Below are 12,611 nucleotides of genomic sequence, written 5' to 3' on the forward strand. Positions count from 1 at the left end.
TGGGGGCTTTAGTTTTTAGCTTCCAGATGTTTTTGAATCATTGCTTTATAATCTTCCATGGTTGGGAGTTTCAAGTCTTCAATTTTAGCCATGTCGTCCCACTCGCGCATTTTGAGGTTGAGTTTAAAGTGAGGTAATAGTTCAAATTCTTTTGCCTCATTTTCATTCATTACTCCTCCCTGATATTCTAAAGTTTTCTTACTCGCTTCAGAAAGTTGCGTGTAGTAATCTGGATATTTAAAAGTAAGGTATCTTTTTGCCTCAACATGGCCTTCAACAAGTAGTGCTACAATTTCTGCGAAACCTTTTTCTCTTAGGTAATCGGCTCCAACTTTTTCGTGGCTCATTATACCATATGCACCCATTTTCTTTTCTTCCGATTCTTCAGAAAAAAGATGTCCTATATCATGCAGTAATGCAGCAATAATTACTTCGTCATCAAAGCCTTCTCTTTGAGCTAGAATTGCCGATTGGAGAGCATGTTCTTCTTGCGTTATATCTTCTCCATATTGTTCTCTTCCGTACTTTTCGAAGAGCTGTAAAATTTCTTGAGTAATAGTTTTAGAATAGTCCATTTTAAAGAAATAAGATCGTTTTCAATATAAATTTATATCAAACAAGTCAAAATACTTCTCTAATTAAGGATTACTTCACATAAGATTTACTCAGGCATAAAAAAAGCCGGGCAAAGCCGGCTTAAAATCTGATGAACTCGATTTTATTTCTCTAATTTCCTTTCGTTTTCGCCTACGTAAAGCTGTCTTGGTCTACCAATTGGTTGTCCTTCTTCTCTCATTTCTTTCCACTGAGCGATCCAACCTGGTAGTCTACCCATGGCAAACATTACAGTAAACATTTCTGTTGGAATACCTATCGCACGATAGATGATACCAGAATAGAAGTCTACGTTAGGGAAAAGCTTTCTTTCTACAAAGTAATCGTCTTTAAGAGCTGCTTCTTCTAGCTTTTTAGCGATTTCTAATGTAGGATCCTTAATGCCTAGGCTTTCTAAAACATCATCACAAGATTTTTTAATTATTCTTGCTCTAGGGTCAAAGTTTTTGTAAACTCTGTGTCCAAATCCCATCAGCCTGAATGGGTCGTCTTTATCTTTAGCTTTGGCAAGGTATTTTTCTACATCACCTCCGTCTTTTTTGATATTTTCAAGCATTTCGATAACTGCTTGGTTTGCTCCACCGTGAAGTCTTCCCCAAAGTGCATTAATACCAGCAGAAACTGAAGCGTATAAACTTGCTTGAGATGATCCTACTACTCTTACAGTAGCAGCAGAACAGTTTTGTTCGTGATCTGCGTGTAAGATCAGTAATTTATTTAAAGCGTCTCTAACTACAGGATTCACTTCATAATTTTCGGTTCTAAAACCAAACATCATGTAAAGGAAGTTAGAAACGTAATCAAGCTGATTGTTTGGATAATTTACAGGGTGGCCCATTTCATTTTTATAAGACCAGGCCGCAATAGTTGGTAACTTGGCTAAAAGCCTTTCGATTGTAAGATCTACTCCCTCAGGTGAGGTAGTTGGATCTAGTGACTCAGGATAAAAAGCGGTTAATGAAGTTACAAGAGATGACAAAACTCCCATTGGGTGTGCAGTTGAAGGGAAACCATCAAAGATTTTCCTCATGTCTTCGTGCACAAGCGTATGGTGGGTAATAGTATATTTAAACTTTTCGTAGGTTTCTGCATCTGGAAACTCACCGTATATCAACATATAAGCTACTTCAAGAAAATCTGCTTTTTCGCAAAGATCTTCTATTGTGTAACCTCTGTGTCTCAAAATTCCTTTTTCACCATCTAAGAAAGTGATAGAACTTTTAGTAGAACCCGTATTTTTAAAACCTACATCAAGAGTTATATGACCAGTTTGCGCTCTTAGTTTAGAAATGTCGATTGCTTTTTCTCCTTCTGATCCTTCCAGAATGGGAAGCTCATAGACGTTACCGTCAATGTGTAATTCCGCTGTTTTTGTCATTGATTATCCAAATTTAGTATTGAAATTGTCTTATGTGGCGAATATAAAAATTGTAAGTCAATTTGGCGAATATTCGCTCTATTGTATTTAACAATTTCGTGAATTAATATGTTTGTGTATTTTAAATAATAATTTAAGTATTAATATTGTGAGCAAATTAAATGGATATTGGGTGTTTAGTCCAATTTCAAGATGTTAAAAAATAGGTTGATTTTAAATTTTACAAAAATTTTTTTTGAAGAACAATAAGATTTGTGAAGTTAATTTTTTATATAACTTCAATATTTATTGTGAGAATCAACTAATTTCATTTTAAAATCTGAAAAGATATATAATGACGAAAAATTTAGTCATAGTAGAATCACCAGCAAAAGCAAAGACAATTGAAAAGTATCTGGGTAAAGACTATCTAGTTAAATCCAGCTACGGGCATGTTCGCGACTTGCCAAAAGGAAATGGCGCAATTGATATTGAGAATGGGTTTAAACCAGAGTATGTAATCTCTCCTGACAAGAAGCAGGTTATATCTGAATTGAAAAAACTGGTTAAAGATGCGGAAATAGTCTGGTTAGCAACTGACGACGACCGCGAAGGGGAAGCTATATCCTGGCATTTGAAGGAAGCCCTCAATTTGAAAGATGATCATACCAAAAGAATTGTTTTTAGAGAAATTACTAAAAATGCAATTCTTAATGCTATTCAAACTCCAAGAACTATTGATGTAGATCTTGTAAATGCACAACAGGCGAGGAGAGTACTAGACAGATTAGTAGGTTTTGAGCTTTCTCCAGTACTTTGGAAAAAGATTAAAGCTGGATTATCTGCCGGTAGGGTACAGTCTGTAGCAGTTCGAATGGTAGTAGAGAGAGAAAGAGAGGTAGATGCTTTTGAACCAAAAAGTGCCTATAAGGTAAATGCGATATTCGATTTAGGAAAAGGAAAAATTCTTCAGGCAGATCTTAATAAAAGATTTGATACAAAAGAAGAGGCAAAAGCTTTTCTTGAAAGTTGTACTGATGCTGCTTTTTCAATTGAAAAGTTAGAAACTAAACCAGGTAAAAAATCACCTGCAGCTCCTTTTACAACTTCAACATTGCAACAAGAAGCAAGTAGAAAGTTATATTTTTCAGTTTCTCAGACAATGGCAGTTGCCCAAAGGCTTTACGAAGCAGGACATATTACCTATATGAGAACTGACTCTGTAAACCTATCTAATGAGGCAAGACAATTTGCTGCCAATGAAATTGTAAGCCACTACGGAGAAGATTATTTAAAGAATAGACAGTTTAAAAATAAGTCTGCATCTGCTCAAGAAGCTCACGAAGCTATTAGACCAACTAATTTTGCCAATCATTCTATTTCAGGAGAAAGAAATGATGTGAAGCTCTACGACCTTATTTGGAAAAGAGCAATTGCGTCTCAAATGTCTGATGCTAAACTCGAAAAAACCACTGCAACAATTGATATTACTGGAAGAGATGAGAAATTAGTTGCTACAGGAGAAGTAATTAAGTTTGATGGGTTTTTAAAGGTTTACATCGAATCTACTGATGATGAAGATGACGACAATGAAGAAAGCAAAGGAATGCTTCCTCCGTTGGACAAAGGCCAAGTACTAGAGTTAAATAACCTAAGAGCTACAGAACGCTTTAGCAGACCACCGGCAAGATATACGGAAGCTAGTCTTGTAAAAAGATTAGAAGAAAAAGGTATAGGCAGACCTTCTACTTATGCACCAACCATTTCTACTATTCAAAAGAGAAATTATGTAATAAAGGAGCAAAGAGAAGGTGTTGAAAGAAAATACAATGAGTTAGTACTTGCAGACAGTAAAATTGATGAAAATGTACTGACAGAAATTACTGGAGCTGAGAAGAATAAACTTTTCCCAACGAATATGGGAATGGTAGTAAATGACTTCTTAACCAAGAATTTCTCAAACATTGTAGATTATTCTTTTACAGCTAAGGTAGAAGAACAGTTTGACTCTATCGCTAGTGGTAAAATTGTCTGGAATGATATGATTAACTCTTTTTACAGTGGTTTTCATACTACTGTAGAAGATGCAGATAAGAATTTAACAAGAAGTGATGCTGGTACTACAAGAAAGTTGGGTGAGCATCCAGAGAGTGGAAAGGAAATGTTTGTCAAAATTGGTAAATATGGACCTTATGTGCAGATCGGAACGCAAGAAGACGAAGAAAAACCATTGTACGCCTCTTTAAGAAAAGGGCAGTATATGGATAAAATAACCCTAGAAGAAGCACTTGAACTTTTTAAACTACCAAGAGATGTTGGAGAGTTTGAAGGTAAGAAAGTAGTAGCTGCAATTGGGAGGTTTGGTCCCTATGTAAGACACGATGGAAAATTTGTTTCTCTTGGAAAAGAATTAGACCCACACACAGTAGATTTAGATACTGCCATAGAACTAATTAAAGCTAAAAGAGAAGCTGATGCTAAAAAGCTAATAAAAGAGTTTGAGCAAGATGCAGATCTTAAAGTCTTAAATGGTCGCTGGGGACCTTACATTTCTTTTAAAAAGAAAAATTATAAAATTCCTAAGGGTACAGAAGCAGAATCACTTACTTACGAAAAATGTATAGAAATTATCGAGTCAACCCCAGATAAGAAGTCTGGAGGTGGGGGGAAAAAGAAAAAAACTGCAAAAACAGAATCAAAATAAGAATTATTTTTTCTTAAAGAAGTTTTAATACTGGAACTGAACTGCAAAACTTTTTCTTGTATATAGAAGAAATTGTTATATTAACTCATCTAATAGAGTTGATTTTCTTTTTTATTTCTTTTATGTAAGGAAAGGTTTTTGATACTTACAAGCTATTTCTTACAGTAAATAAGCTCAAATTATACATCATATAGTCACTCCAAGTATGAAGAAAAGAATCTTATTTTTAATTATCCCTGCCTTCATAATCGCTTTATTCAGCTTTACATTTTTTCAGGCTGATATGCTTGATAAAAATAAGGAAGCGATTCTCAAAGAAATTGTTTTTCAAGGCTTAATAGAGCGAGCACACTTTAACAATCTAACAGAAGACGATGAATTCTCTAAAAAAGCTTTTGACGCATACCTAAAAAGAATGGATGGAGGCAAAAGGTTTTTTATTAAAGATGATATCAAAAAACTAAAATCATTCGAAACACAAATAGACGACGATATAAAAGGTGCCAATAACGATTTGCTTACCTTGTCTGTGTCTATAATGAAAGAAAGAGTAACAGAAGCTCAAGCATATTGTAGTGAAATATTAGAGAAACCATTCGATTTTGACTCTAAAGACGAAATTGAATTAGACTCAGATAAAAGAGAATATGCTTCTTCTAAAAAAGCTCTTAAGAAAGAGTGGGAGAAGTATTTGAGGTATCAGGCTTTAGTGATGTTCCACAACAAAAAAGAAAGTCAGGAGAAAAAGCAGAAAGAGGCGAAGAAGAAAGGAGAGAAATTTACTGCAAAAACTGATGATGAACTAGAAGTGGAAGTACGCAAAGATGTTAAGCGTAATTGTGATAATTTGTTTGACAGACTTCAGAAGTTAGATGACGAAGACAAACTTTCAGATTACATTAATGCAATCCTAAGCATTTATGGGCCTCACACAGAATTTTATCCTCCCTACGAAAAAGAAGAATTTGACATACAAATGTCTGGTAGGTTAGAAGGTATAGGTGCTCAGCTTGTACAGATGGATGGAAGTATAAAAGTTAGCAGAATTGTACCAGGTAGTGCTTCTTGGAAACAAGGAGATCTAAAAGAAGAAGATATAATTCTTAAAGTAGCTCAAGCTGAAGAAGAACCTGTATCTGTAGAAGAAATGCCTTTAAAAGATGCTGTATCTTTAATTAGAGGAAAAAAAGGAACAGAAGTTAGATTAACGATTAAAAAGACAGATGGTAGGATTATGATCGTGCCTATCATAAGAGATGTAGTAATTCTTGAAGAGTCTTATGCTAAATCTACTGTAATTGAGAGTAAAGATTCTGGCCATAGAATTGGATATATCTTGTTGCCAAGTTTCTATGCTGATTTCCAAAGAAGAGGAGGTAGAAACTCAGCAGAAGACGTAAAAAAGGAGCTTTTAAAGCTTAAAGAAAAAAGTGTCGACGGAATTATTCTTGATTTAAGATCAAATGGTGGTGGCTCTTTAAGAGATGCAGTTGATATGAGTGGTTTATTTATTGAGAAAGGGCCAATCGTTCAAGTGAGAAGTAAAGTAGCGAAGCCAGTTATTTATAGAGATACTGATCCTGAAGTGATTTATGATGGACCTCTTGTAGTAATGGTTAATAAAATTAGTGCTTCTGCATCAGAAATTCTTGCTGCTGCACTGCAAGATTATGGCAGAGCTGTTATTGTTGGTAGTTCAAGTTCATTCGGTAAAGGAACTGTACAGCAGTTCTTAGAGCTCGATAATTATCTTTCTGCAAGATATAATGATATGAAACCTCTTGGCTCATTAAAGCTTACAATTCAGAAGTTTTATAGAATTACTGGTAAATCTACTCAATGGAAAGGTGTAACACCAGATGTGATTTTACCAGACGTATACGATTTTCTTGAAGTAGGAGAGAGCAAATTGGATTATGCTTTACCTTGGGATGAAGTAGAAGCAAATGAGTTTGCAATTTGGGAAAAGCCATTACATACAGATCTGTTAGCTGCAAAAAGTGAAAAAAGAGTTGATGCAAATGAAGTTTTCCAATTGATAGAAGAAAAAGCACATTCTATGAAAGAGGAAAGAGATAATACACTTCAAACGCTTAACTACAAAGATTTTGATGCTTATCAAGATAGATTGGATGAAAAAGCTAAGAAATTCAGCAACCTTACTAAAGATCATGAGAATTTAGTGTTGGAAGAAGTTAAAGCTGAGTTTGACGGTTCTCCAGATTCTGTGAGAGTTGCCAGAATAGAAGACTTCCACAAAAAAGTACAGAAGGATGTTTATATATATGAGGCTCTTCAAGTAATTGAAGACCAAATGAAGGCAGATGTAGCAGTTGCCGATCCTGACCCTAAAAAAGAAGATTAATAATTTCTTTAATTCATATATTAAAACCCGTTTCAGTTAATAATTGAAACGGGTTTTAAATTTACTTCCCCACTCAGCTTGTTCTGGAATAGAATGGCTATTTGCTTCAACTTTATTTAAAAATTGCATCCTTGGAATCATTCTAGCACCTAAAGACTCTAAGTGATTGGTGTATACTTGGCAGTCTATTATTTCGAAGCCAAATTCATGAAGGTTTTTTGCAAGGGTGATAAATCCAACTTTAGAAGCATTACTCATTTTGGCAAACATAGATTCACCAAAAAAACATTTCCCTAATACTCCACCATACAAACCTCCGACGAGCTCATCTTCGTGCCAGACTTCAACAGTATGTATAAAGCCTCTTTTAAATAATTCGTAGTAAGAATCGATAATCTCTTCTGAAATCCATGTGCCTTGCTGCCCAGGTCGAGGTACACTCTGGCAGCCTTCTATTACACCATGAAAATTTTGATCAAATGTCACTTTGAATTTATCACTTCTGAGTACCTGCTTCATACTTTTAGAAACTTTAATTTCTTCTGGTATGATTACAAACCGCGGATTTGGAGACCACCAAAGAATGGGTTCATTAGGGTTAAACCAAGGGAAAATCCCCATTTTATAAGCTGAAAGCAATCTTTCAGGAGATAAGTCGCCACCTATTGCCAGTAATCCTGAGTTATCTGCGAGGTATGCAGGTGGAAACACAATGTCATGTTTATCTAATTCGAATACCGGCATTAATGTTTTCTGTTTTTAATTTTATCTTTAATATAGGTATTAATCTTTTATGCGAAAAGGGAGTTTCTTGTTAAAAAACGATTTTTTGGCGTAAATCGTCGGTAACTTAAAATCCCTTACCAACCTTCAAATTTAATAATCTTGAATTTTAATTAGGATTGTTTTTTTACAGAGCAGATTGATGTTTAAATTTGCACCCAAATCAAACGACTGATTATCATTGAAAAAGTCTGAGAAGAGGTTCCGCAATTTTGGAGTAATAACAATAGTTTCGGTTTACGTACTCATTTTAGTTGGAGGAATTGTTAGAGCTACAGGGTCTGGAATGGGATGTCCTGACTGGCCAAAGTGTTTTGGGCAGTGGGTACCACCAACTAACGAAGCAGAATTACCAGAAAATTATAAAGAAGTTTTTAAAGTTGCTGGTAAAGAAATAGCCGATTTTAATGTAATACACACTTGGACTGAATATGTAAACAGACTAGTTGGATCTCTAATAGGTGTTTTTATTTTAGTTACTTGTATCCTTTCTATATCTTTTTACAAAAAAGACAAACTAATTACAGTATTATCTTTTATTACCTTTCTTATAGTTTTATTTCAGGGTTGGTTGGGTTCTGTAGTTGTATCTACTAATTTAAAGCCTATTTTAATAACGCTACATATGCTATTGGCACAGGTAATTGTAGGAATACTTTTGTTTGTGATTTTTAGATCGTTTGGTAATGTATTAAGTTTGAAAAAACTTCCTGAAGTTACCTTTAAGAAAGTTCAGTTTACTCTATTGATTTGCATTGCACTATCTGTAATACAGCTGATGTTAGGTACTCAGGTAAGAGAGGGGGTAGATGTTGTGGCTAAGTCTTTTGATTATCAACAAAGAAATTTATGGTTAGAAGAAATAGGTGCAGTTTTTTATACACATAGATCATTCTCTTTGCTTGTATTAGCAGTACATGCATATTTTTTCTTTATGTTATTTAAATCAAAAGAAAATGTGCCTTCAGATACAGTTAAGTGGGCGTATTTTCTAGGAGCTATTTTACTTACAGAGATATTAAGTGGTATAGGAATGGCATACTTTAGCATACCGAATTGGTTACAGCCCGTTCATTTACTTTTAGGGTCACTTGCTTTGGGTGTGCAATTTATATTACTCTTATTCATTAACTTTGAGAAGTTTTTAAAAAAGCAGAAAAATTTAGCAATGCATACTGCTTAATTTTTTACACAATCAGCATACATACATTGAAATCTAATAGCGGTAAAACACAGCACATGTATACAGGTGAATCTCATTTGCAAGAACAGGTACAAGGTAATCTGATTTTATTTAAAGCGAAATTATTTTTTCAGCTTGTTAAGTTTAGATTAAGTGCCGTTGTAGTATTTTCTGGTACATTTGGTTATTTGCTAGCACAAGAAGGCCCTATTGACTGGGTGAAGTTTTTGAGTTTGATGATGGGGAGTTTTTTGGTAACTTCTGGTGCAAATACAATCAATCAGATAAAAGAAAAAGAATTTGACAAATTGATGAAGAGAACAAAAGATCGTCCTCTTCCAACAGAAAGGTTATCCATTCAAGAAGCAACTATATTTACTTTAATAGTTACTACAATTGGGGCAGTATTATTAATGGTTTATGTAAACCCATTTACAGCTCTTCTCACATTACTCTCACTAATTCTTTATGGATTTGTATATACTCCACTTAAACGTGTGAGTCCTATTTCTGTATTTGTAGGAGCATTTCCAGGTGCTATGCCACCTTTAATTGGTTGGGTAGCTTATACTGGTACACTTTCAGCAGAAGCTTTTATTATTTTCGGAATCCAGTTTATGTGGCAATTTCCGCATTTCTGGTCGATTGCATGGCTAGGAGACGAAGACTATAAAAGAGCTGGGTTTAAAATGCTACCTAATGGTAAAAAGGACTTTAATACTGCTTTTAAAATGATGACCTATACACTATTCTTAATTCCAATGGGTGTATTACCTGCTCAGTACGGTATTACTGGTTTAACATCGGCATTGGTAGCAGTTGTTTGTGGCGCATTATTTTTAGTTCAAACTTTTTCTTTAATGAGAACAGGTTCTAGAAAGTCGGCACTTAAACTTATGTTTAGCTCATTTTTTTACTTACCAATAGTACAATTAGCTTTTTTACTAGACAAAATATAGTCTGTTGAAACTCACATAATATTATTCATTAGAAATTTTAAATAATGTCAGAATATATTCATAGAAGAGAAGAAACTGCCCAAAAAACAACTTCAATGAACCCAAAGAAGTTTGCCTTATGGCTGTTTATGGTAAGTGTAGTGATGATATTTGCCTCTTTAACGAGTGCTTATATTGTAAGACAGGGAGAAGGCAACTGGTATATTTTTGATCTACCAAATATATTTTATATCAGTACTGTAATAATTATTGCTAGTAGTGTTTCAATGCACTGGGCTTATATTGAAGCTAAAAAAGATAATTTTGCAAGATTAAGAATTGCAGCAATAGTTACAGCTATTTTAGGAATTACCTTTCTTGTTTTGCAATTTTACGGCTGGGCTCAACTAGTAAACATAAATGTTTACTTTGTGGGTAATCCATCCGGTTCTTTCGTATATGTTTTAACAGGTCTGCATGGTTTGCACCTAATATCCGGAGTAATTGTAATTCTCTATGTATTAGTACAATCTCTCAGATATAAGATCCATTCTAAAAATTTGCTTTCGATCGATTTATGTGCTACGTATTGGCATTTTTTAGATGGTTTATGGATATATTTGTTTGTATTTTTGCTATTAAATAGATAATTGTATTTTTACGAATCGTTATCAATTAATATTCATTACTTGTTTTAGTTTTTAAACTGTATAGCTACTTAATATGTCAACAACAACTGTTGTAAAGGATCCTAAAAAGGATGTATGGAACGGAGGGGGATCCCCTATGAAAGCCAGTTATGGGAAACTTATGATGTGGTTTTTCCTTTTATCTGATGCTTTTACATTTTCTGCTTTATTAATTTCTTATCTGATGGTAAGGTTTATGCACCCAGCATTTGAAAAACCTTACTCAGCATTTACATTTTCTGACCTACACTGGCCAATTCCTGAAAAGGTTTTTAATGCAGTACCATTTTTACATGGCACTGAGTTACCGCTAGTATTTGTAGGTATAATGACATTCATTTTGATTCTTAGTAGTGTAACAATGGTGTTAGCTGTAGAAGCTGGCCACAGAAAAGATCAAAAGGATGTTGAAAAATGGATGATTTGGACTATTGTAGGTGGTATCGCGTTTTTGAGCTGCCAAGCTTGGGAGTGGATGCACTTTATTCATGGTACAGATGAAGGTTTAGTATTAAGCGATGGTTCAACATTCTTTGGTGCTAATCTCGCACATAATCAATATGGACCTCCATTATTTGCAGATTTCTTTTTCTTTATTACAGGTTTCCATGGTATGCACGTAACCAGTGGTGTAGTGTTAAATATAATTGTATTCTACAATGTAGTAATGGGCACTTATGAGAAAAGAGGTCATTACGAAATGGTAGAAAAAGTAGGATTATACTGGCACTTTGTAGACCTTGTATGGGTTTTTGTATTTACATTATTCTACCTGATTTAATAAATTAATTCTGCAATACTTAACACGTATATAATATGGCATCTCACGATTCTAGTTTGTCTGCTGAAGAGATAAGAAAAGCAAACACAAAGAAAGTTATTAGAATAGCTTTAATTCTATTTGTTGTTACTGTAATTGAATTTGCCTTGGCATTTATTTGGCCAGATGGCTCAGACAGAACACTTTTGAATATCTTATTTATTGTTTTAACTATAGTTAAAGCATTTTATATAGTATCTGAATTTATGCACTTAGGACACGAAGTTCCTGTACTGATGTATTCTATAGTTTTACCGCTAGTCTTTATTGTATGGTTAGTTGTAGCTTTAATGAATGAAGGTTCAGCAATTTTTAGCAGTCTTATGTAAAATATAATTCTACTTAAAAAAAAGCGATTCATCTAGATGAATCGCTTTTTTTATTTTGATAACTTCCTAAACGCTGCTTAAAACTTTTTTAATATCTTTTACTTTTTCGATATCTGTGATCTGAATTGAATATTCCCCTTGCGTATTTTCTTTACCCATTTTTACATCTGGATGTATATATTCCATTTTGCTATTGAACTCGCTTCTGCAAGATGCGTGGAATTCATTCCCTCCAGTTTTATTTAGAATTTCGAGAATATTATTGCTATTAATACCACTTCCAATTAAAATTTGGAGTTTATTATCAGAATCTTCTATTAATTTTTTAATTAAAGAAGCTCCCTCTAATGCTGTATTTTTCTGCCCTGAAGTTAAAATTCTTTTTACACCCATATCTATTAGCTGTTTTAAAGCAGTAAAAGGCTCTTTGGCAACATCAAATGCTCTGTGAAATGTAAATGGGAGAGGATGAGTAAGCTCAACAACTCTTTTGGTAAAATCTATATCGATAGTACCATCTTTATTTAAAAAGCCAGATACTATCCCATCTGCACCAATATTTATTGCTGTTTCTATATCATGAAGAATAATTTCTTTTTCTTCATCGTCATATAAAAAATCTCCTCCTCTAGGCCTGATCAACACAAATACTGGTATGTTGCAATATTTTTTTACAGCTTTTATCAATCCTGCAGAAGGACTTATTCCCCCTTCCAATAAATCACTGCATAATTCTATTCTGTCTGCACCTCCTTCGAATGCGGCTATGGCTGATTGAACAGACTCTGCACACACTTCGAGAATTCTATTATTTTTTTTCAAAAATTA

At 34.0% G+C, this 12,611-nt stretch carries 11 protein-coding genes; 7 read left to right on the forward strand and 4 right to left on the reverse strand.

What is annotated here, in order from left to right:
- Positions 1–8 precede the first annotated feature (8 nt).
- Positions 9–575, reverse strand: a complete 567-nt coding sequence (locus OQ292_RS17665) for an HD domain-containing protein (RefSeq protein ID WP_284683467.1) — start codon at positions 573–575, stop codon at positions 9–11.
- Positions 576–718: 143 nt separating this feature from the next.
- A complete protein-coding gene (locus OQ292_RS17670; RefSeq protein WP_284683468.1) occupies positions 719–1,993 on the reverse strand; it encodes a citrate synthase in 1,275 nt (424 codons plus the stop codon).
- Positions 1,994–2,327: 334 nt separating this feature from the next.
- Between OQ292_RS17670 and topA the strand changes: the two genes are divergently transcribed.
- Together topA and OQ292_RS17680 are read left to right on the forward strand one after the other, a co-directional pair.
- On the forward strand, positions 2,328–4,676 hold the full coding sequence (gene topA, locus OQ292_RS17675; protein WP_284683469.1) for a type I DNA topoisomerase: 2,349 nt from the start codon (positions 2,328–2,330) through the stop codon (positions 4,674–4,676).
- Positions 4,677–4,881: 205 nt separating this feature from the next.
- Positions 4,882–7,041, forward strand: a complete 2,160-nt coding sequence (locus OQ292_RS17680) for a carboxy terminal-processing peptidase (RefSeq protein WP_284683470.1) — start codon at positions 4,882–4,884, stop codon at positions 7,039–7,041.
- A 36-nt stretch (positions 7,042–7,077) separates the two neighbouring features.
- On the opposite strand, the gene aat is transcribed toward OQ292_RS17680, so the two are convergent.
- The gene (gene aat / locus OQ292_RS17685) at positions 7,078–7,785 is read right to left on the reverse strand and encodes a leucyl/phenylalanyl-tRNA--protein transferase (RefSeq protein WP_284683471.1); all 708 of its coding nucleotides are present in this window, start codon (positions 7,783–7,785) and stop codon (positions 7,078–7,080) included.
- 220 nt (positions 7,786–8,005) lie between these two features.
- Here aat and OQ292_RS17690 point away from each other — a divergent pair, with 220 nt between their 5' ends.
- From OQ292_RS17690 to OQ292_RS17710, 5 genes are all read left to right on the forward strand, one after another.
- Positions 8,006–9,007: a COX15/CtaA family protein gene (locus tag OQ292_RS17690; RefSeq protein ID WP_284683472.1), complete on the forward strand. Its 1,002-nt coding sequence runs from the start codon at positions 8,006–8,008 to the stop codon at positions 9,005–9,007.
- 26 nt (positions 9,008–9,033) lie between these two features.
- Positions 9,034–9,966 carry a heme o synthase gene (cyoE, locus tag OQ292_RS17695; protein WP_431733745.1) on the forward strand — a complete coding sequence of 311 codons (933 nt, stop codon included), beginning with the start codon at positions 9,034–9,036 and terminating at the stop codon, positions 9,964–9,966.
- Between the two features lie 44 nt (positions 9,967–10,010).
- Complete coding sequence (locus OQ292_RS17700) at positions 10,011–10,595, forward strand: cytochrome c oxidase subunit 3 (protein ID WP_284683473.1); 585 nt, start codon at positions 10,011–10,013, stop codon at positions 10,593–10,595.
- A gap of 73 nt (positions 10,596–10,668) precedes the next feature.
- Entirely contained in the window at positions 10,669–11,415 is a 747-nt protein-coding gene (locus OQ292_RS17705) for a cytochrome c oxidase subunit 3 (protein WP_284683474.1), read from the forward strand.
- Between the two features lie 35 nt (positions 11,416–11,450).
- The gene (locus tag OQ292_RS17710; protein ID WP_284683475.1) at positions 11,451–11,783 is read left to right on the forward strand and encodes a cytochrome C oxidase subunit IV family protein; all 333 of its coding nucleotides are present in this window, start codon (positions 11,451–11,453) and stop codon (positions 11,781–11,783) included.
- A 66-nt stretch (positions 11,784–11,849) separates the two neighbouring features.
- Here the strand turns inward: OQ292_RS17710 and OQ292_RS17715 are convergent, their stop codons facing one another.
- On the reverse strand, positions 11,850–12,605 hold the full coding sequence (locus OQ292_RS17715) for a copper homeostasis protein CutC (protein ID WP_284683476.1): 756 nt from the start codon (positions 12,603–12,605) through the stop codon (positions 11,850–11,852).
- Positions 12,606–12,611: the final 6 nt, after the last annotated feature.

Origin of the sequence: Chondrinema litorale (assembly GCF_026250525.1) — a bacterium.
Taxonomy (GTDB): Bacteria; Bacteroidota; Bacteroidia; order Cytophagales; family Flammeovirgaceae; genus Chondrinema; species Chondrinema litorale.